Here is a 20,736-nt window from a genome sequence, read left to right as displayed (position 1 = left end):
ACAATGGCACTGATGGACAAGCACGCAATTATCGAGCGCAACGCCACGCTGCTTCTGGCCGGCTCGCTGCTCGTGGTCACGGTCGGCGGCATCGTCGAGATCGCCCCACTCTTCTACCTCGAAAACACCATCGAAAAGGTGGAAGGCATGCGGCCCTATTCGCCTCTCGAGCTTGCCGGCCGCAACATCTACATCCGGGAGGGCTGCTATGTCTGCCACTCGCAGATGGTCCGCCCCTTCCGCGACGAGGTGGAGCGTTACGGGCATTACAGCCTCGCCGCCGAGTCCATGTACGATCGGCCGTTCCAGTGGGGCTCCAAGCGCACGGGGCCTGATCTTGCGCGCGTCGGCGATCGCTATTCCAACGAATGGCACGTTCAGCACCTCATTGACCCGCGCTCGGTTGTGCCGGAATCGATCATGCCGAGCTACGTCTTCCTGAAGGACACGCCGCTCGACCCGCGCGGTTTTTCCACGCATCTCGTCGCCAACCAGCGGCTCGGCGTACCTTATACGGACGAGATGATCGCCGTCGCCGAGGCCGACCTCACAGCACAGGCCGATCCCAATGCTGCGCATACCGATCTGCTCGCCCGGTATCCCAATGCCAAGATCGGCAATTTCGATGGCGATCCGCAAGCGCTGACCGAGATGGATGCGCTCGTTGCCTATCTGCAGATGCTGGGCACGCTGGTCGATTTCGAAACGTACGACGAAACGGCCGGCTACCGGTGAGGGGGCGCTGATGGACACCTATACGGCCATGCGTGCCTTTGCCGACAGCTGGGCACTGCTTGCGATGACGCTTTTCTTCTTCGGCGTCGTCATCTTCGCGCTGCGGCCTGGCGGGCGCAACGCTTCAGACCTGGCTGCCCAGATCCCGCTGAACGACGAACATCCGGAACCACGCCCATGAGCGAGAAAGAGATCGACGACGTCACAGGCGTGGCCACAACCGGCCATGAATGGGACGGCATCAAGGAACTGAACAATCCGCTGCCGCGCTGGTGGGTGTGGACCTTCTACGCCACCATCGTCTGGGCGTTCGCTTACACGATCGCCTACCCGGCCTGGCCGCTCATCTCGAGCGCCACCGGCGGCATGCTCGGCTATTCGAGCCGGCAGGAGGTGCGTGCAGCGCTCGATGCCGCCGAAGCCTCGAAGGCTGATTATGTAACCGCCGTCGCGGTCGCCTCGGTCGACGACATCCTCATCGACGACGCGCTGCGCACCTTTGCCACCGCTGCAGGTGCGGCTGCCTACAAGGTCAATTGCGTCCAGTGCCACGGTTCCGGTGCGACTGGCTCGGCAGGCTACCCCAGCCTGAATGACGATTCCTGGCTCTGGGGCGGCAAGCCGGAGGACATCCGGTTGACGATTGCGCACGGCATCCGCTTTGTCGGCGACGACATGACCCGCTTGTCGGAAATGCCGGCCTTTGCGGACATTCTGAGCGAGACGGAAATCGGTGAGCTTGCGGGCCATGTCGCTTCGATGTCGGCGACGCCGTCGACGGGTGCCGGCGCCGATCTTTACGCCGCCAACTGCGCCGCCTGCCATGGCGATGCCGGCGAGGGCATGGTCGAACTGGGCGTGCCGAACCTCGCCGATGCGATCTGGCTCTATGGGGCGAGCAAGGAGGAGATCGCCGCCCAGATCCGCGCGCCGCGTCACGGGGTGATGCCGGCCTGGCAGGATCGCCTCGGTGAGACCACGGTCAAGGAACTCGCGGTTTACGTTCACTCTCTCGGCGGAGGTCAATGAGAGAGCAGGGCGCAACGCGATGACGAGGCGCGTTGCGTCCATAAGAGGCCCGGCAGCAATGCCGGGCCTCTTTGTTTTGCGATTTGATCCTGGTCAAGGCCGGACAGCCGGACCGGTGCGAGGGATGATCGCAACAAGGGGCCTCGTCATCCCATGACAGCATTCGACACATCGATCGAGCGGAACGCCATCGAGCAGCACGCAGCCGAGCCGGTGAACGCCGCGCGCATCCGTCAGCCGCTTTACGCGCCGCGGCGCAAGATTTTTCCCAAACGCGCTGAAGGAACGTTCCGCCGCTTCAAGTGGCTCGTCATGCTGATCACACTCATGATCTACTACGTGACGCCCTGGCTGCGCTGGGACCGCGGCCCGCACGCGCCCGACCAGGCCGTCCTGGTCGACATGGCCAATCGACGGTTCTATTTCTTCTTCGTTGAGATTTGGCCGCAGGAATTTTGGCTCGTCGCAGGCTTGCTGGTCATGGCGGGCTTCGGCTTGTTTCTTGTCACGTCTGCCGTCGGGCGCGCCTGGTGCGGCTATGCCTGCCCACAGACGGTCTGGGTCGATCTGTTCCTCGTTGTGGAGCGGGCCATCGAAGGCGACCGCAATGCCCGCATCAAGCTCGACGCCGCCCCTTATGATGCGCGCAAGCTTGCCTTGCGGGTATCCAAGCATGCCATCTGGCTCCTGATCGCAGTCGCGACCGGCGGCGCCTGGATCTTCTACTTCGCCGATGCGCCGAGCTTGTTCGTCGGCCTCTTCACCGGCCGGGCCGCGCCGATCGCCTACATCACCATCGCCGTGCTGACGGCCACGACCTACGTCTTCGGCGGGCTCATGCGCGAGCAGGTCTGCACCTATATGTGCCCCTGGCCGCGCATCCAGGCGGCGATGCTCGACGAAAACTCGCTGACCGTCACCTACAATGACTGGCGCGGCGAACCGCGCTCGCGCCATGCCAAGAAGGCGCTGGCCGCCGGGGACGCGGTCGGCGACTGCGTCGACTGCAATGCCTGCGTCGCCGTCTGTCCGATGGGCATCGACATCCGCGACGGGCAGCAGCTCGAATGCATCACTTGCGCGCTTTGCATCGATGCCTGCGATGGCGTCATGGACAAGCTCAACCGCGACCGCGGCCTGATCTCCTACGCGACGCTTGCCGACTACAACCAGAACATGGCTCTGGCGACGGCAGGCGGAACCAGCGCGATCGATCCGAAGCGTATCCGCGGCAGGGATGGACGACTGCTTCCAGGGATCACCAATGTCCGCTTCACCCGCATCGTGCGGCCGAGGACGATGGTCTACTTCGCGGCCTGGTCGCTGGTCGGTCTTGCCCTTCTCTACGGCTTGATGACGCGCGACCGTCTTCAGGTGAACGTGCTGCACGATCGCAATCCGCAATATGTCCTGTTATCCGACGGTGCGATCCGCAACGGCTATACCGTCAAGCTCCTGAACAAGATCCCTGAGCCGCGCGCCGTCATCATATCGCTTAAAGGCCTGCCGCATGCGGCGATGAGTGCCGTCGGGATCAACGAGCCGGCATCGCGAAAGCTGGCGGTCACGTTGGAGCCGGACCGCCTGCGCACGCTGAAAATCTATGTGGCGCAGCCAGCCGCAGCGATCAACGGCTCCGTCCAGACCTTCCGCTTCGTCGTCGAAGACCCGTCGAGCTTCGAGGCCGACTCTTACACTGCCAGCTTCGAGGCACCGCAGCCATGACGACCGGGCAAGACACCGGCGCCTTTACCGGGCGCCATATGCTCCTCATCATGATCGCCTTCTTCGGCGTCATCATCGGCGTCAATGTCACCATGGCGACATTGGCGGGGACGAGCTGGACGGGTTTCGTCGTGCGGAATTCCTACATTGCGAGCCAGGAGTTCAACGGCAAAGTCGAGGCGGCCCGCGAGCAGATTGCGCTTGGATGGGCCGCATCGCTGACGCTAGACGATGGCACGGTCTCGCTGCGCCTCGCAGATGCCGGAGCGGCGCCGATTCCGCTATCGGCCGCCGAACTCGTCTTCCGCAACCCGGCCTCCGAGGCGGACGACACCACGATCTCGCTCGTTCCTGGCGCCCGCGGAATGGTCGGCGCGGCAAGGCTGCGCGATGGCCTCTGGGTCGTCGAGATCGACGCCGTCACCATTGACGGCCGGGCCTGGCGGGAGACGCGACGCATCATCCTGAGCGACGGGAGGCTGCAATGAGCTGCTGCGCGCCGGGGGCGGAAACGCTGCCGTCACAATCGCTCCCATCCGACGAAGAGCTTCTCCTCGTCAGTCGCCCGCTTGGCAACGGCCTGCGCCAGGTCGACCTATCGGTTCCCGGCGTCCATTGCGCCGCCTGTATCCGAACGATCGAGAAGGCACTTGCATCGCTGCCCGGCGTGGAGAATGCCCGCGTCAACCTCTCGACCAAACGCGTCTCGGTCCGCTTCTATGAGGGAACCGTGCCACCGGTAACCTCGACGCTGGCGGCAGTCGGCTATCCGGCGCATCTGGCCGAAGACACGGCAGACGATGGCGACCCGGAACTGTCGCGCCTGTTGCGCGCCGTCGGCATCTCAGGCTTCGCTGCCGGCAACATCATGCTCTTGTCGGTATCCGTATGGTCGGGGGCTGAAGGCGCGACCCGAGACCTGTTCCACTTTGTCTCCGCGCTCATCGCTTTGCCGGCGCTGATCTATGCGGGCGGCATCTACTTCCGCTCCGCGTGGAATGCACTGTCGCATGGGCGCATGAACATGGATGTGCCGATCGCTGTCGGCGTGAGCCTCGCCTATGCGATGAGCCTCTACGAGACGATCACGAACGGCCCGCACGCCTATTTCGACGCCTCCGTGTCCCTACTCTTCTTCCTTCTGATCGGCCGCACGCTCGACCACGTCATGCGCAACCGCGCGCGCACCGCGGTTCGCAACCTCGCCCGCATCGCGCCGCGCGGCGCGCTGGTGATTGAACCGGACGGTGAGCGTCGCTACCGCCCCGTCAGCGAGATCGAACCGGGCATACGGCTCTTGATCGCTGCCGGCGATCGCATTCCGGTTGATGGTCTGATCGAAACCGGCGCTTCCGATGTCGATATGGCGCTGGTCACGGGCGAAAGCCGGCCCATCCGCGTAGACAGCGGTGCGAGCGTTCGCGCTGGCGCACTCAACGTCACCGGACCCCTGACGCTGGTGGCTGAGCGCAGGGCATCGGACTCTTTCCTCGCCGACATGCTGCGCATGCTGGAAACGGCCGAAGGCGGCCGCGCCGGCTATCGCCGCATTGCCGAGCGCGTGTCGGCGCTCTACGCGCCCGTCGTGCATTTGGGCGCGCTGCTCACCTTCCTCGGCTGGATGGCGTTTGGCGGCGACTGGCATCGTGCGATGACGATCGCGATTGCCGTTCTCATCATCACCTGCCCCTGCGCGCTCGGACTGGCGGTTCCAATCGTCCAGGTCGTCGCGGCGCGCCGGCTCTTCGAGGCGGGCATCATGGTCAAGGATGGCTCGGCGATGGAGCGGCTCGCCGAGGCCGATCATGTCATTTTCGATAAGACAGGCACGCTGACGCTTGGCGAAATGCGGCTGACGAATGCCGATGCAATCAAGCCGGCAATGCTCGCCCGGGCCGGTGCGCTCGCGCGTCAGTCGCGTCATCCGGCCTCGCGCGCCATCGCCGGGGCGGCAGGTGACGACTGGGGCGGCACTCTGACCGATATTCGAGAGGTGCCGGGAGACGGCATCGAAGGCCACGACGCCGACGGCGTATGGCGCCTTGGCCGCGCCGACTGGGCCAGGCACGACGGTAATGGATCAGGAACCGTTCTGACGGTTGATGGCACGGAGAAAGCGCGTTTCAGCTTCGAGGATCGCCTGCGCCCCGGTGCGGCGCAAGCCGTTGCAGCTCTCGCTTCCGTCGGCCCCGTCGAAATGCTGTCGGGCGACACGGGAGACGCCTGTCGCAAGGTGGCGGAAGTCGCCGGCATCTTGGATTGGCACCCGGGCATGCTGCCCTCCGACAAGCTCCAGCGGATCGCGGCGCTGGAACGAGAGGGCCGCAAGGTCCTGATGGTCGGTGACGGCATCAACGACGCTCCCGCGCTCGCCGCTGCCCATGTCTCGATCGCACCCTCAGAGGCGGCCGATATCGGCCGAGCCGCTGCCGATTTCGTCTTCATGAAGGGCAGTCTTGACGCGGTACCCTTTGCCCGCTCGATTGCGCTTCAGGCAAACAGGCTGGTGCGGCAGAACATTGGCTTCGCGATCGCCTACAATGTCGTCGCCGTGCCCATCGCCGTCCTCGGCCACGCCACGCCGCTCATTGCAGCAATCGCCATGTCGGCGTCATCGCTCATAGTCATCGCCAACGCGCTGCGGCTCGGCTTCGCCGCCAAGCGCCCAGGCGCTTCTGCTGGACAGGCAATCCAACGGGAGGCGCTCGCGTGACCATGCTTGTCTACCTCATCCCGGTGGCGCTGTTCCTCGGCGGCATCGGGCTCATCGCGTTCCAGTGGGCGCTCCGCAGCGGACAGTACGACGATCCCGACGGCGCCGCCGAGCGCATCCTCATCGATGATACGCCAGAAGATCCAATTTAAGCCGTGAAAAGGTCGAGCGTGGCGTGAAGCGTAATTTCAAGCGATTGTAGAAGCGCACGTGCCATTCGGGGCAGGGAAGTGGCTATCATGCCGATGATGAGCCGCAGCCGTTGCAGCCGGTACAAAGGCTTAAAAGACGCCGAGAAGCGAAATTGAAACGCCTGCTATCAAGGCAACGGCCGCAACAAGTATGACGACGTCGGTGACGTGAAAGAGACCTTCCTCAGATAAACGAGTTGGCTCGATATGCCTGCGCCTAGTGAACATTGCTGACGACAATTGTTGATGTTGGCTCTCGCAGTTAAAGCGCGAACGGCGGCGAGGCATTGATTCAAATCAAATTCGCGACAGAGCGCTGTGAGATCCCTCACCGTCTCTCAGCTCTCCGCGCGCTAGATGATCTTCAGTGTATCATCGGGGAGCAGTCGTTGGAGCGAAGTCGTTAACGGCCGTTGCCGCCTCGCGCTGAACGGGTCGCGAAAAGGGCCAGGGCGGCGCCTGCACCAGCTGCGGCCAATAGGCCAAGCGTCGTCTTCTGCTGGATTTGGCCTGTCGTCGTCATGCTGTATCTCCTGCCGTGACCATATCTGGAGCGTTCCTCTCCTTCGTCCGGCGTCTCATGCAGGGAATCCGCATCTGGCATATGGCCGAAGTCGACGAGATCGGAAAGCTTCATCGACGATTGCTGCTGGTCGACAAATTCCGGCGCCATCTGTTCCGCCGCTGCCGCGAAAACGGCGGTCGCACCGAGGGGGAAATCGCGTTTCTGATGCTGGGAAGCGTGTATTATCGCGGCTGCCACGACTTCCGGCGCATAGTGAGGACCCGGTGCTTTGCCCATGCCGCCCATCTCGGTCTTGGCGTGATCGAAGAACTGGGTATCGATGGCGCTGGGCTTGATCAGCGTAACGGATATCGGCAGCTCTTCCTGCATCGACTCATTGCGCAGACCGTCGGTAAAACCCTTGATCGCGTGCTTGGTGGCGGAATAGGCAACCGAAAGTGGAATCGGCATGTCGGAACGACCGAGCCGAAATTGATCAGGGCAGCGGGTTCTCGTTTGCGTCGAAAATACCTCACAGCGGCGATCGAGCCATGGACCACCCCGAAATAGTTCGTCTGGAAAATCTGCTGATGGTCCTCGGTCGACGTTTTGTCGACGGTTGCGATCAACCCGACCCCGGCATCGTTGACCCATGTGTCAAAGCCGGCTCTCGATAGCTCTGTCAGCCAAGGCTTGGACCTGCTCTTCTTCGCCGACGTCCGTCTTCATGAAGTCAACATCCCCGCCCGTCGACTTGAGGTCGTTGCAGATCCTTTCCAGCGCGTGTTCATCCCGCGCAGCCAACATCACCTTGGCACCAGCGGCAGCCGCTGCCTTGGCAGTGGCAAGCCCGATCCCGAACTAGCGCCGGTGATGACGATCACCTGCCTGTCGATTGGCTTCAAGTCATAATTCAAGGCGATCACTCCATCTGACGAGATGAAAGCGAACCCACCAAGTGAAACGATGTTCCGTGATCTTCGCGACCACCGCCGTCGTCGCAGCCCCGACCATCGGCGGCAATCGATGAGCCTCGTCGTTGGCGGCAAGACCCCAATCATGGATCTGGCCGAACTAGATGCGATGAGCTTCTCGCTGGTCTTGTACGCCAATGTCGCGCTTCAAGGCGCAGTCCACGGCATGCAAGCAGCGCTTGGCGCATTGAAACGCGACAACCGCCTTGATGAAAGCGGCCCCGTCGCGTCGTTCGCCGAACGGCAGCGTCTCGTCCGGAAAGATGAATTCGATGCAATGGAGCAGCGTTACGCAAGTGGTGCGGGCTCTGCTGGAAAGCGATGATCGGATGCGGCTCTGGGCTTGTCGCGACGCCGCTGAGCCGCATCGATGGATTAGCATCGCACAAGATAGGTCTTGCGGACGTTCGGAGCTGCACTGGCTTGCGCCGGCGTCCGTGTCCGTCGCCATAGTTGGCGTGGCTAGCCCAAAGCATCGACAAACAATGATTCTTGGCCGAGCTGTCCGCCTTTCAGCACGAGTTCAAGCCTGTTGAATGCCTCTTCGTGGCTGTGCGAGGCGCATATCGGTGCACCCCGGCCCAAAGGATACTTCAATTCCAGCGCGTGGATCGGCAATGCTTCGAGAACGCGTCCTGATGTATCTCCACCAGCGACGACGAGCCGGGTCAGATCAAAACGGGACACGCAGGCGTGGGCCAACGATCCCAAAGCGCGACCGATGCTGTCCTGAGCCTCGTCGAACGTCATCCCGCTTTGCTCAGCGCGCTCTTTGAGCCTGCTGAAGTTGGGATCATCCACCGTTCGGGCGGCGTAAACGATCACGCCCCGATGTTTTGCGAACCCCTCGGCAATCGCTTCTTCGACACGGGTCAGCTCAGCTACGGCGGTTTTGCGATCGCTGGTCGCGATCACGTCGAGCCGGATAGAGGCGAAGCCAGCGGCCTCGGCCGCGGCAATCTGTGCGGCAGTGACCGGTGAACAACTGCCCGAGAGGACAAGCAGCCGATCGACTGGTGGAGGTGAGGCGAATTCAGGCGGCTGCGCAGGGAGCAACCCTTGTTCGCGCCAGTGCGCGACCAAGGCGTATTGCAACCCGGAAGATGACGCCGAGAACAAACTGCGCTCGCTGTTTTCCCAGACAAGGCGACCGGCGATTGCCTGCGTTTGCGTGTCGGCGACGTCGATGAACGTCACTTGGTTGGAGTCACGCGCAGCCAATACCTTCGGGGCAGCTAGGCCCGATTGCATCTCACCAATGTCGATCGAACCAACGGGTGCATTCGTCTGCTGGGAAAGATGCAAACGCAGATCAGCTTCGTGCATCGGTGTGACCGGATGGCGCGACATGGTCGGGTGACGGTCGATGCGATAGGCAGTTCCGGCGGCGACGGCAAAAAGGTTGGAAAAGATCTGCCACCGTCCGAGTTGCGGTGCCCCCACGATGCAGGGCGACCAATCTGGCTCGAGAACGTCTCGGCCGATGTCGATCGCCTTGCCGATCGAGCCGATGCGCGCAGAGGAATCGAAAGTCGAACAGACTTTGTATTGCAGGATACGCGGGTGACGTGCCGCCAACGCGGCGAGTGCAGGGCGCAGATTGGCTTCCATCCACGCTGGATCTTTCGAGCGAGCAACGCCGGCGATGCCAATGACGGGATAATCTGCGAATTCGGCAAGCGTATCAGCACTCGGCGTCCCGGCGAAAAGCACCGTCTTCAGGCCTGCAAGGGCAGTCACTTCCATGGCATCCGTGGAGCCGGTGAAGTCGTCGCCGTAAAATGCCAACAAAGTCCCCTTTGGAAATGTTGGGGTCATTGGAATGTCTCCAGGGCCTGAGCAAGCGAGCGCGATGATCGCGCCGCAGTTTCTAGCGGAATGCCCGAGCGGGCTGCATCCCAAGCGAAGCGCAGCGCTTCGACGCCGGCACTTACGCCGCCTGGATGAGCAACGATGCCTCCACCGGCACAGTGGATGAGGTCTGCCGATCCGAGACGGCGCCACGTATCATGGGCCTGATGAACCGTTTGGCCAGAGCTGAATACGGGCATCACGGTCAGAGGCCGATCTTGGTACATGGGCGTCAAACAAGCCCGTGCAGAAGCAATGACGCTGTCGTCATCCTCCCAGAATTTGTTGCGAATGCCGTTGACGTGCATGTGATCAACGCCGGCAATCCGCCAGAACTTCTGCCAGGCGAGATAGGAGAACCCATTGTCGGATGAGCGACCGAGATAGCCCCAGCCATTTCGATGTGCGTGGATGGGCAGGCTGCAGTGCTTGCGAAATGCCGAGAAGCCGGTGAGGCCTACACTGTTCAGGCTCAGCATGACGCAGTTTCCGCCGAGAGCCTGGACCAAATCGTGCCGGCGACGCATCTCATCCAACTCACCCGTCAGATTGGCAGCATACATCACCTGCCGACCCGTGCGCTGGGCATGACGGTCGATGACCTCAAGCACCGCGCGCGCCCGTTCGTCAAATGGGCATGACGGTCCGTCGGCCTGCAATTCATCGTCTTTGATGAAATCGATGCCCCCCGCACAGAGCTCTTCTACGAGTTCAGCAGTCTCTTCGACACTTAGGCCAACCGAAGGTTTGATGATGGTGCCGATCAGTGGACCCTCGGCGACGCCGGATAGGCGGCGAGTGCCAGCCACGCCAAATCCGGGTCCCGGATAGGCGTCGGCAAACGCGCGTGGAACCGAGAAGTCGAGGAGCTTGAGGCCGGCAACCTGCCTGAGTTCGAACAGGTTTCCGGCGACGGTGGCCAGCAGATTGGGCAGCGACGCGCCGACATTGGCCAGCGGCCAGGACACAGTCAGCCGGTAAGTCTTGGGGCTGCCTTCTCCTGCCGAGCCGGGCAGGGAGGGGTTTCCCTCATCAGGAGCTTCGGCAACTTCTTCGACGCGAGCTGCGGAACGCTCGCGCAGTGCAACGCTCTCATTGGGCAGAGCGATGAACGTACCGCTTGATTGCTCGCCTGCGATCGCTTCTGCAACGGCCTGAACGTTGCCCATGGTGCGCAGCCAATAGCTCGCCCTTATGCACTCCCGGCTTTGATCGGGGATCATGCTGCCCGACCGGCTGTGGCCAGCCAAGCGTGGTAATCTTTCAGACCATCTCGAATGTCTGTAAAGCGCGGCTCGAACTGAAGCTGCTGCTTGGCTTTCGAAATATCGAGCGGTGCCCCGCGCTGGAAGAAGAGGCCGTCGCCCAGTCGCATATCGGTCGGCCGGCCAACGATCTCGGCGACGTGCGCGACGATGTCACGATGGCTGACGGCAACCCCGGATGAAATGTTGAATGCGCCGTCCGCGTCTTCAGGATTGGCATCGAGAAGCGCCACGATGCCGGCGGCCGTATCCCGCACGTGCGTCCAGTCCAGAGACTGATCCCCACCGGTCGGCACTTCAATCCCATGGAGCCCTTCCAGACCGCCGAACATCGCCTGGTAAAGCGTGTGCATACGAGAAGGGAGTTTACCGGGGCCGTAGACGAAATAGAGCCGCGCCTGACGCACGTCGATGCCGTAGGTCGCGCCATACTGATCTGCCAGAACTTCATTGGCGACCTTCGTGGCGCCGTAGAGATCGCTCGCCATGAACGGCAGTTGCTCAGTCTGGCCGCCAGCCTGGGTTCCGTAAACGGCCCCCGAGCTGAGATTGATGAACTTTGGGACGCCGAGGATGCGACATGCATCCAGGACATTCAGCATTCCCATGGTGTTGATCTGGATGTTGCGGAAGGGGCGAAGCTGAAACGTGGGGCCGGCAATCACCGCGACACCGAAGATGACCGCATCAATGCGGCCCTCGTAGGCCCGCATGCGTTCGAACACGGTGTGCATATCGAGAACATCCACGTTCTCGAAGGTCAGGCGCTCGGATACCGCTTCGAGATAATCAAGCCCGAGGCCATCCAGACCCCGCGCACCCAGGTCAAAGATGACCACGTCTTCGCCGCGCTGCGCGAGGTCGTGCGCAACCCACGACCCGACATGGCCGAGACCGCCAAATACCAAAATTGCCATTGATAAAGTCTCCGGAAGTAGGTCCTCCCGCTGCTATCGCAGCAGGAGATTGGGCAGGAACATGACCAGCCCGGGAATGAAGGTAATTGCGAGGAGCATCCCGAACAGCGGGATATAGAAGGGCATGATCTCGCGCACGAGTTCGCCATACGGGATGTTCGCCACTTTCTGCACCGTGAATAACACCGTTCCGACGGGTGGCGTGACCAATCCAATCATAAGATTGAAGATCATTGCGACACCGAAATGGACCGGATCAATGCCGTAACTGACGACCAGTGGGACCAAAATCGGCGTGAGCAGGAACAGCGCGGGGACAGAGTCGATGAAGCAACCGATGACCAGCACGAATATCATCAACAGGAAGAGCAGAAGGTACTTGCTCTCGATCGCACCGGACAGGAAGTCGATAATCTGGCTGGTCACCTGATAACGCGCCAGAACCCAGGCATAAAGCGCCGAGCCGGCGATGATGACCAGAAGGGCCGCAGTATCGACAGCCGTATCCCTGCAGATCACCCAGAATTCCCGGAGTGAAATCGTGCGGTACACCAGGAATGCGATGATCATGCAGTAACCGACGGCGATCACCGATGCCTCTGTCGGCGTGAAAATGCCCGAGAGGATGCCTACGATGATGATCACCGGCGTCATCATCGGCAGGAAGCCCGCGCCGATCGCGGCAATGATCTCTGACAGTTTGGCTCGCTTAGACACGGGATAACCCCGACGGTGCGACATGATGAAAACCAGCGCCATCAAAGACAGTCCCATCAAGATCCCTGGAATGATCGATCCAAGGAAGACGGCGGCGATCGATGTGTTGGCGAGCGCGCCATAGATGACGGCCGGTATCGACGGTGGGATGATCGGACCGATTGTTGCCGAGCTGGCAGTCACCGCAGCACTGAAGCCGCGATCGTAACCGTCTTTCTCCATGGCGCGCATCTGCACCGGGCCGAGCCCGCCAGCATCGGCAACGGCAGACCCCGACATGCCCGCAAAGATCATGCTGGAGAGAACATTTACGTGCCCAAGCCCGCCGCGCAGATGACCCACGAGTGAGCGGGCTACGTTGAAGACACGGTCGGATATGCCCGAGGCATTCATCAACCGGCCTATGAGAAGAAAGGCCGGAATAGCCAAAAGCGTGAAGCTGTTGACACCGTAAAGCGTGCGCTGCGCAAGCATCTCGTAAGGGATATTGTCGAAGCCGCGGTTGGACAAGAGCACCGCGACTGAGGCGCCGATCATGGCGAGACCGACGGGAACACCGACGATCATCAGCACGATCAGTGTGCCAAACAATGCGAGAAGGATGATCATGACGCGTGCGCCTCCGAAGATGTGCGACGGAAGGTTGCTACGACGTCTTTCGCAAGCAGCGTGATGTAGAGAGCCAGCCCGAGAGCCTGAACGCCGTAGAGCCAGGCCATTGTCACTGGAAGCGTGCTTGCAGCGACATTGCCGGTTTGGTTGATCATGCGCATCGCACCGAAGAGCACTGCGACGGCGATGGCGATGGTCAGCAGATAGCCGATTGCCTCAATTACGCTTCTGATGCGGGTGGACAGCATATCGAGCACCAGCGTGACGCGAATGTTCATGCCATAGCGCTCTGCTACGGCCAGACCCAGAAAGATTTGGGTGATGTAGAGATAACGTGACGCTTCGTCCGTCCACGGCACCCCAATCGCGAGAGCGTAACGTGAGACTACTTGAATGAGCATCACGGCCAGCATGCCGATGAACGCCAAGATCATGGCCGTCTCGACGACAGTCCAGAATGCACTTTTCGGAGGCGGCGCTGGATCCAACAGCGTATCCACGTCTGACATCGGTCCCATCCTTTGATTGAGCAAGGGAACGCGCCGCTCAGTTAGAGCGGCGCGCACAGCCGTTAGTCGATCTGAGACAGAACGTAGTCACGCACTTCCGGTGCGAATGTATCGGCAACACGACGGATAGCCGGCTCGGCTTTCGCGCGGAAAGCATCAACATCAGGCTCGGTCAGTTCCATGCCTGCGTCGACGAGTTGGTCGTAGACCTTGGCTTCATTGCCCTGGACAAGCTCATCGCCCCAGGCAATGGCTTCATCGATGGCCGCCTGAATCAGAACCCGATCGTCTTCTGACAGTCCCTCATAGAAGCCATTATTCATGAGCCAGTGGAAGAACGAGTAGACGTGTTCCGTCTGGTTCACATGGCTCTGAACTTCAAAGAGCTTGCCGTTGTAGATGAAGTCGACGGGGTTTTCCTGCATTTCGATCACGCCCGTTTGCAGGGACGTGTAAACTTCCGGCCAGGCGATCGGGCTCGGCAGCGCGCCGATCTCGCTCCAGATTTCAACCCAAGGGGTGATCTCCGGGATGCGCAAGCGGGCACCAGAAACATCGTCGGGGCTGAGCACCGGAACCTTGGAGGTCAGGTTCCGGGGATTGCGGATCGACAAACCGACGAGGCGAAGATTGCCGTTTGTTACGAGCGATTCCTGAACGGCGTCGCCGATCTCGCCTTCGTACACGCGTCTTGCGTCCGCGCTCGAGTTGAACACGAAAGGAAGATCGGAAGCTGCGTAGGGTGCTGCGTAGAGAGACATCGGCATTGAGCCGCCAAGTGCGATTTGGTACTCGCCGATGCTCGCGCCCTCAAGATGATCGCGCTCACCACCAACTTCCGTTCCAAGAAGAGTGACCGTGAACCGGCCCTCGGTACGCTCTTCGATCGTTTCCTTTAGCCGCTCCCCCACTTGAAACATTTCGTGCCCGGGATCGACGTGAAGCGCGATCGCGATGTCTTCCGCGAATGCAGGCGTGGTGAAAGCAGCACCGACCAGCAGTGCGGCCATGATGTGACGGGTCATTGTTCAACTCCTCCCAAAGTTCATGCGTCGGGGACGACGCACTGCCGTGCTGTGCAAGGCTGTCGAATGCTCCTCAATCGCGGCTCCCCACCTCCCGCGAAACTGGTCTGACCATCAGACCATCTGAACGGTTGCATTTGTTCTTCGGAAATGGTGGTGTTGTCAACAGAGGTCGGTCACGCCGATCAAAAGTCTCAGGAGAATTCCGTGGCAACTGATCAGTTGGAGACGGGACGCAAAGACGTGGATCGAACGATCAAGCGCCGCCGAATGCACGAAGACCTCGTGGACATGCTTGCAGCGGATATTCAGGAAGGCGTGTATGCACCTGGCGACTCGCTGCCATCCGAGCGGGCGCTCATGGATGAGTATGGCGTATCGCGTCTCACCGTTCGCGAGGCGACTGCTGCTTTGGAGGCGATGGGACTTATCGAAACGCGTCCGGGTACCCGCGCGCGTGTCTGCGCGCCGCAGCCGGAATTCTTGCTCGGCATGCTGTCGCAGGCTGCGACGTTCTATCTCCAGCAACCCGGCGGGCTCAGATCCTTCAGCGAGGTCCGTCAAATCGTCGAAGCAGGCGTCGCACGTCTGGCTGCGCCCACAGCGAGCGACGCCCAGATAAGAGCTCTCGAGGAGGCTCTATACGCCAATCGAGAGGCTATCGGAGACGCAGATTTGTTCGGACGAACCGATATCGCGTTCCATCAAAAGATCGCCGATATCGTCGATAACCCCATCATCAACGCATTTTTCACGGCGATCGACCGCTGGCTCCATGAAGTACGACACACGAGTCTGAAGATTGAGGGGCAAATGGACACCGCCTTTGCGGCCCATGAGCGCATCTTCAGGGCGATCAAGGAGCGTGACCCCGAAGCGGCCGAGCGTGAAATGTTGAACCATCTCCGCCAGCTTGCCAGCATATACCCGCCTGCGCCGGCGTCCGGGAAGAGCAGCTTGTAATCGGAATGATCTCGCCCAAAACGGATGGTTTTTCGCTCTCGCTGCGGCCGTTCGATTTTAGGATCAAACCGGCGCCGAAGAACAATCGCTTTAGTCGGTTTTGAGACCGATACCGAGAGTAGATCTGCGGCATTCATTTCGCCCGGAAGAACTAGGATTATCAGCCCCCGGCGTCTTCTGGCCGCCTATTAACGTCAGCGGTAGCTATCGGCAATCGGCGTGAATAGCGACGTTCTCGCTTCGCTGGGACGGCGGAGCAGTGCGGCGACTGTTCAACCAGTCCAAACCGAAGGCTGGAGTGCTTTGCCTTGACATCGGCTGGCCCAGTTGAGCATCCGTCCACCAGCGTCTGCTTTTGGGCTCATACTTCGAAGCGCCTATCGACCGGGATGGGGCGCAAAGCTAACGCTTAGACGTTGGCCCCGAATAGCTTGGGAATTGATTTCCCGTCCACCCCGTCAACGTCAGCTTTGCGCCCCTTTTTGGACGCTAAAAGGAAGCTCTCCTTCACCCAAAAGCGGACCTACCATTCTGAACTCAACGAAGAGCCAGGTTCTTCAACTCGGCAGATTCGTCTGAATGCCGGATCGGCTGACCGGGAGGCGAGCCATCTCGCCGGTCTCGGCGTCAGTGTTAGACTCGCTCGAAAGTAAGTCTTGCTCAGCGTCGTTGTTAAACGCCATTCGCAGCTTTATTTACCAGCGATCGTGGCAGCGAAATGCGCAACTACATCAACAACATCGGGCGCGATGGGAAGGTCAGGGTCTGCATATGTTGCAACGTTAGCTGCGACGTCTTCGGACGCTACAGTCTTGAGCACGTGATTGACGTCCGGAAGCAGAGAGAGCTTTGCGTCAGTCGCCGCGTGCGCCAGCATCCGTGCATCCTGTAAGCTAACCTGCAGGTCGCGTGTGCCTTGCAAAACCAGTATCGGAACTTGGACTTGTGCTGCAAGTTTCAGCGGGTCGTACGAGATCGCATCGATCAGGTAGCCCTGAACCTCAAGCCGAAAAAGTGGCTGAAGTTCGGAACTGAGCGCGCTCGGATCGACCCGTCTGCCGCGTTTCAGTTCCGCGAGTGCCAATTCCGCCTCCATCAGGAAAGGTGCATTGGCGGCGTTGGCGCGCAACTGCTCAAGAAGCACCGCATCCAATGGCCTGCCGATGCTTGCGATCAAAATCAGCCCACAGGCGTCTGTGAGACGTGTCATGGCAGCTAGGGCGACGAGTCCGCCTTCGCTGTGCCCAATCGGGATGACGCAGCGCGCACCAGAATTTGCGGGCAGCCGCTCTTGAATGGCTTCAATCCACGCTCGGAGGTCGTCGCCATAGGCTGCGATCGTCACATTGTTTGGGTCTTGGGCGGCACCTATGGATCCGAACATGCCACGCTTGTCGATGCGCACTGAAGCATACCCCTTAGCAGCTAGCTCCTCTGCAAGCAGTCTGTAGGGCGCCGCAGTAATACCGAGAGGCGAGTTGCCGTCACGATCGGTCGGACCCGATCCTGGCACGATCAAAAACACCGGCAGGTCCATGGAAAGCGGCACTTCGCCGGACGGGAGAGTCAAGGTCCCAGCGAGTGGCCCAGTTGGACCCGCCGCAGTCAGTTCTTCGTGTACAGACATTCTCATTCCCGCGTTCATACCGTCATTTGCTTGGGAGATGGCAAGAGCGGTCGCTGCGATGCAAACCAACAAAATGGACAACCGTGTGATCATCGTGACAGTGGATCGCTTGTGTTTATCCTCGCCATACTCTCGCCTACCGCAATATCGAAGTCGGTTCTTGCGCACCTTGAGGCTGCCAAAAACTTGCGTAGCGATGCTGCTGTCGACACCACACCGGATCTCGCTCAGCTAGCCGTTGCCGTCCTCAAGGTGGCGATCCTTGAGCACGAGTGTCAGGCCAACTGAGCAAGAGAGGTGTGTCACTTCCTAACGGGGAAGCTGGCCCGAATCTTTCCCCATCAACGGTGCGGACTGTTTAGCCGCAGAGAAAGGCGAAACAGTGCCATTGTTAGCCAATATCAGTCGACGGTCTGCCTCATGGCCGGCACTCGCGCCGATCAGGATCACGCCTGCAACGGTCCAAGCGCGCACGATCAGTCATCTCCTGAGCGTTCCTCGCAACCTCCTGCGTCAGTCGCATCCGCTCAAGCGAATCCCGCTGTGCGTTGTCCCGCCGTGCCTGTTGTTCCAGCATGCAGTTTGTATAAGCGCGAGACCCAAAGGGAGCCCCAAAGCTTTCGCAGGTGCCCGCGTCCCTGTACTGCCCTTCTTGCGCGGACACGCAGCCCGTTACAGCGAGGCCGATCAGGGCGATGGAGAAGATGGTTATCGCAGACCCACGATGTTTGGCGGAAGGGTGTCTAAGCATTCTGTTAATCTCCTTGTAAATTGAGGTTGGACGTTTTCTCGGCGGCACAAAGAGGGCGAAGCGGTGCCCCGAAAATCCGTCATCACGGCGCCAAGAAGCAGGCACACATTGCGGCAACATTGTCTGAGATCGAAAAATGCGCGCTGAACAGCCGAGTATGCTTTTTCAGCCATCACTACGCGCGCCGTTCCTGCATCGCTGCGAGGCCGAGCGCCGACGCGATGACGATCATCCCGGTATGGAGGCAGTGCAGGGCGGCGCGGGGGTCAGGCCGACCCTTCTTGTTGTTGGCGGAAAGAGAACACGACGAGAAGGCTGACCATGATCGAGACGGGCAGGGTCATGCGGACGTCATGCCCGTGCCCGAGTACCATCTCGCTCGAATAGACGCAGGAGTTGCATCAACAATTTCCGGGCGGCCAGTCCTTGATCGAGGGGAAATCCAACCGGACGATCGTGCCTCCGGCGGGCGCCGCTGTGATGGTGACGCGGCCGCAATGGTGGTCCAAGACCTGCTTCACCAGATTGAGCCCAAGACCAGTGCCTGAGGCCCGCGGCCTTAGCCGATAGAAGGGTTCAAGCACCCGTTCGTGTTCCTCTCCAGGTATGCCGGGTCCGTTGTCCTCCACTTCCACGGAGGAACCGTCGACCCGCACGATCACCTCGTCCCCGCCATGCTCGACAGCATTCTGAATGAGATTTGCGAGCGCGCGCTCTATCGAGCTCGGATTGCCCAGTATCACCCCAGGCTGCTCTACGACCACTCCGATTGCCTTGTTCACAGCGATCAGCAATGGTGCCTGATCCGCAGCGACGCTGCGGGCAAGCGCAACCAGGTCGATCCGGTCCCTTGGCGCGTCATTGTCCAGCCGATGAAGATCGAGCAATTGCTCCGACAGCGTTCCAAGCCGGGATAGGTCGAGCGAGAGCGCCCGCAGACTTTTGTCGCTCGTGGCATCGATCTTCATTCTCAAAATTGCGATTGGCGTGCGCAGCTCATGTGCGGCCGACGCGATGAAGCGGTTCTGACGATCATATCCGGCATCAAGGCGATCGAGAGCTTCATTGACAGCTCGGACGAGCGGGCCAATCTCCCGTGGAACTCTGTCCTCCGAAAGGCGGATGCCGCGACGCCCGACGTCGATCCGCGCTGCTTCTTCCGCAGTCTTGGTGATGCCGGCCAAAGCACGTCTGACGATCATTGGCGTCGCGACGATGGAGACCAGAGCCAGTGCGAGGAAAATCGCGGCTGCCACCATATTGGATGCCATTGTGATGAGCGCTGTGAAGGGGGTGACCCGACCATGCGCAATAATCTTCATGTCGCCTAAGGGACCAGCTACCTGGCGGACGACGGCGGAAAGGGCAAAGGGCTCGAACTGCCCACGTATGTCTGCCGAGGACAGTTTGTCGAGCTGGGGGATAAGGGGGGCGTACTCAGCAGGTACTTGCCCGAAGGTAACCAAATTGGTGTCGCTCAGCCTGGCAGCGAACCAAAGGTCGGGCGACTCCTCTTGAAGTTTCGCCAGCTCGGGTGTCACTTTCACCAGCGGAGCTCCAGCCGCATCCCAAACGATCGAGTTTGCGGCGACCTTTACAACGGCCTCCTCGACATACATCCCATCGGGAGCCGAACTCACGATGAAGACAATGAAGCCGAGGGCGGCAGCCGCGACCGTCAGGAACTGGAGGATCAGTTGCCTGCTGATAAGGCGAAACTTCAATGATGGCTGACGGTGCTTCAATCCATTTCTTTGAGCAGATAGCCCACTCCTCTTACTGTATGGATCTCGACGCCAGCGCCTGAATCGCTGAGTTTTCGACGCAGGCGGGAGACGTGAGAATCGAGTATGTTCGACTGGATCGTATCGTCGAAGCCGTAGACCGCTTCCTCAATGGACTCGCGGAGGACAGCACGCCCGCGGCGGCGAAGCAGTGCTGTTAGCACCCTCACTTCTCGTCTCCGCAGATTCAACCGCGTTCCGCGCACTATCGCTTCGCCGTGAGCCATATCGAATACGAGGTCACCGACAACAATCTCGTCTGGTGCAAGTTGATTCGGGCGGCGCCGCACGGCCCGAATGCGAGCGAGCATTTCCTCTAGGTCGAAGGGTTTCACCAGGTAATCGTCGGCACCATCGTCTAGCCCGGCCACCCGGTCGCTCAGTTCGCCGCGCGCGCTTAACACGATGATCGGGACGCCCGGAGTGTCGATACGCAGTTGTGGAATCAGGCTCAGGCCATCGCCGTCGGGCAGCGTGCGATCGAGCAGAACGAGATCGTGGACGCCAGACCGTGATGCTTCGCTGGCGAGAGACAATCCTGCCACCCAGTCGACGACGAACTGGTCGCGTTCAAGCGCGCCGCGCAAGGCTTTGGCGAATTCGGCCTCGTCTTCAACGAGAAGTACTCTCATTTTGCGTCCTAGATTGCTTACGTCCTCGCTGCACTACGCGCCTGTGTCGATGCACGTGCTCCTTTGCGGAGGTGCCTAGCTCCGTTCGTCTCGGGAGCGGACACATTATGCAGATGGAAGAGGCGAAGATCTTTCCGAGCGAGCCTCGATCAGTCCATCCCACCGATCAGGATGATGTGAAGCCTGAGACAGCCGTTGCAGGTTTGATGCC

General features: G+C 60.6%; 20 protein-coding genes. 9 read left to right on the top strand and 11 right to left on the bottom strand.

What is annotated here, in order from left to right; translation table 11 throughout:
- The first annotated feature begins 3 nt into the window (after positions 1 to 3).
- From ccoO to ccoS, 7 genes are all read left to right on the top strand, one after another.
- A complete protein-coding gene (ccoO, locus tag D5400_RS17840) occupies positions 4 to 735 on the top strand; it encodes a cytochrome-c oxidase, cbb3-type subunit II (protein WP_126011294.1) in 732 nt (243 codons plus the stop codon).
- A gap of 10 nt (positions 736 to 745) precedes the next feature.
- Positions 746 to 916 (top strand): cbb3-type cytochrome c oxidase subunit 3, encoded by a 171-nt coding sequence (locus tag D5400_RS17835; RefSeq protein WP_126011292.1) that lies wholly within the window; start codon positions 746 to 748, stop codon positions 914 to 916.
- Positions 913 to 1,764 (top strand): cytochrome-c oxidase, cbb3-type subunit III, encoded by an 852-nt coding sequence (ccoP, locus tag D5400_RS17830; RefSeq protein WP_126011290.1) that lies wholly within the window; start codon positions 913 to 915, stop codon positions 1,762 to 1,764. Before D5400_RS17835 ends, ccoP begins: the two co-directional genes overlap by 4 nt.
- A gap of 153 nt (positions 1,765 to 1,917) precedes the next feature.
- Positions 1,918 to 3,489, top strand: a complete 1,572-nt coding sequence (ccoG, locus tag D5400_RS17825; protein WP_126011288.1) for a cytochrome c oxidase accessory protein CcoG — start codon at positions 1,918 to 1,920, stop codon at positions 3,487 to 3,489.
- Complete coding sequence (locus D5400_RS17820; RefSeq protein ID WP_126011286.1) at positions 3,486 to 3,977, top strand: FixH family protein; 492 nt, start codon at positions 3,486 to 3,488, stop codon at positions 3,975 to 3,977. The genes ccoG and D5400_RS17820 overlap by 4 nt, the downstream gene beginning before the upstream one ends.
- Positions 3,974 to 6,202, top strand: a complete 2,229-nt coding sequence (locus D5400_RS17815) for a cation-translocating P-type ATPase (protein WP_126011284.1) — start codon at positions 3,974 to 3,976, stop codon at positions 6,200 to 6,202. Before D5400_RS17820 ends, D5400_RS17815 begins: the two co-directional genes overlap by 4 nt.
- Positions 6,199 to 6,354 (top strand): cbb3-type cytochrome oxidase assembly protein CcoS, encoded by a 156-nt coding sequence (gene ccoS, locus D5400_RS17810; protein WP_126011282.1) that lies wholly within the window; start codon positions 6,199 to 6,201, stop codon positions 6,352 to 6,354. Before D5400_RS17815 ends, ccoS begins: the two co-directional genes overlap by 4 nt.
- Before the next feature lie 442 nt (positions 6,355 to 6,796).
- Here the strand turns inward: ccoS and D5400_RS17805 are convergent, their stop codons facing one another.
- Positions 6,797 to 7,552: an SDR family NAD(P)-dependent oxidoreductase gene (locus tag D5400_RS17805; RefSeq protein WP_126011280.1), complete on the bottom strand. Its 756-nt coding sequence runs from the start codon at positions 7,550 to 7,552 to the stop codon at positions 6,797 to 6,799.
- Positions 7,553 to 7,555: 3 nt separating this feature from the next.
- Positions 7,556 to 7,705 (bottom strand): hypothetical protein, encoded by a 150-nt coding sequence (locus tag D5400_RS21900; protein ID WP_425364890.1) that lies wholly within the window; start codon positions 7,703 to 7,705, stop codon positions 7,556 to 7,558.
- A 219-nt stretch (positions 7,706 to 7,924) separates the two neighbouring features.
- Between D5400_RS21900 and D5400_RS17795 the strand changes: the two genes are divergently transcribed.
- Positions 7,925 to 8,197 carry a hypothetical protein gene (locus D5400_RS17795; RefSeq protein WP_245451347.1) on the top strand — a complete coding sequence of 91 codons (273 nt, stop codon included), beginning with the start codon at positions 7,925 to 7,927 and terminating at the stop codon, positions 8,195 to 8,197.
- A gap of 137 nt (positions 8,198 to 8,334) precedes the next feature.
- Here D5400_RS17795 and D5400_RS17790 read toward each other — a convergent pair whose 3' ends face one another.
- From D5400_RS17790 to D5400_RS17765, 6 genes are all read right to left on the bottom strand, one after another.
- On the bottom strand, positions 8,335 to 9,774 hold the full coding sequence (locus D5400_RS17790; protein WP_245451346.1) for a four-carbon acid sugar kinase family protein: 1,440 nt from the start codon (positions 9,772 to 9,774) through the stop codon (positions 8,335 to 8,337).
- Complete coding sequence (locus D5400_RS17785) at positions 9,687 to 10,946, bottom strand: ribulose-bisphosphate carboxylase large subunit family protein (RefSeq protein WP_205665595.1); 1,260 nt, start codon at positions 10,944 to 10,946, stop codon at positions 9,687 to 9,689. Before D5400_RS17785 ends, D5400_RS17790 begins: the two co-directional genes overlap by 88 nt.
- A complete protein-coding gene (locus tag D5400_RS17780) occupies positions 10,943 to 11,905 on the bottom strand; it encodes an NAD-dependent epimerase/dehydratase family protein (RefSeq protein ID WP_126011278.1) in 963 nt (320 codons plus the stop codon). The genes D5400_RS17785 and D5400_RS17780 overlap by 4 nt, the downstream gene beginning before the upstream one ends.
- A gap of 33 nt (positions 11,906 to 11,938) precedes the next feature.
- Complete coding sequence (locus tag D5400_RS17775; RefSeq protein ID WP_126011276.1) at positions 11,939 to 13,231, bottom strand: TRAP transporter large permease; 1,293 nt, start codon at positions 13,229 to 13,231, stop codon at positions 11,939 to 11,941.
- Positions 13,228 to 13,722, bottom strand: a complete 495-nt coding sequence (locus tag D5400_RS17770; RefSeq protein WP_164527932.1) for a TRAP transporter small permease — start codon at positions 13,720 to 13,722, stop codon at positions 13,228 to 13,230. Before D5400_RS17770 ends, D5400_RS17775 begins: the two co-directional genes overlap by 4 nt.
- Positions 13,723 to 13,805: 83 nt before the next feature.
- Positions 13,806 to 14,768: a TRAP transporter substrate-binding protein gene (locus D5400_RS17765; protein WP_126011272.1), complete on the bottom strand. Its 963-nt coding sequence runs from the start codon at positions 14,766 to 14,768 to the stop codon at positions 13,806 to 13,808.
- 207 nt (positions 14,769 to 14,975) lie between these two features.
- On the opposite strand from D5400_RS17765, the gene D5400_RS17760 reads away from it, so the two are divergent.
- Positions 14,976 to 15,731, top strand: a complete 756-nt coding sequence (locus D5400_RS17760) for an FCD domain-containing protein (RefSeq protein ID WP_245451345.1) — start codon at positions 14,976 to 14,978, stop codon at positions 15,729 to 15,731.
- Between the two features lie 691 nt (positions 15,732 to 16,422).
- Here the strand turns inward: D5400_RS17760 and D5400_RS17755 are convergent.
- From D5400_RS17755 to D5400_RS17740, 3 genes are all read right to left on the bottom strand, one after another.
- Positions 16,423 to 17,268, bottom strand: a complete 846-nt coding sequence (locus D5400_RS17755) for an alpha/beta hydrolase (protein WP_245451344.1) — start codon at positions 17,266 to 17,268, stop codon at positions 16,423 to 16,425.
- Between the two features lie 1,242 nt (positions 17,269 to 18,510).
- Positions 18,511 to 19,854, bottom strand: a complete 1,344-nt coding sequence (locus D5400_RS17745; protein ID WP_126011266.1) for a sensor histidine kinase — start codon at positions 19,852 to 19,854, stop codon at positions 18,511 to 18,513.
- Positions 19,851 to 20,525 (bottom strand): response regulator, encoded by a 675-nt coding sequence (locus D5400_RS17740; RefSeq protein WP_126011264.1) that lies wholly within the window; start codon positions 20,523 to 20,525, stop codon positions 19,851 to 19,853. The genes D5400_RS17745 and D5400_RS17740 overlap by 4 nt, the downstream gene beginning before the upstream one ends.
- Positions 20,526 to 20,736 lie beyond the last annotated feature (211 nt).

The organism is Georhizobium profundi, assembly GCF_003952725.1.
Classification (GTDB): Bacteria; Pseudomonadota; Alphaproteobacteria; order Rhizobiales; family Rhizobiaceae; genus Georhizobium; species Georhizobium profundi.
Note: the sequence above shows the minus strand (reverse complement) of the source record. Positions and strands in the feature narration are given on the sequence as shown.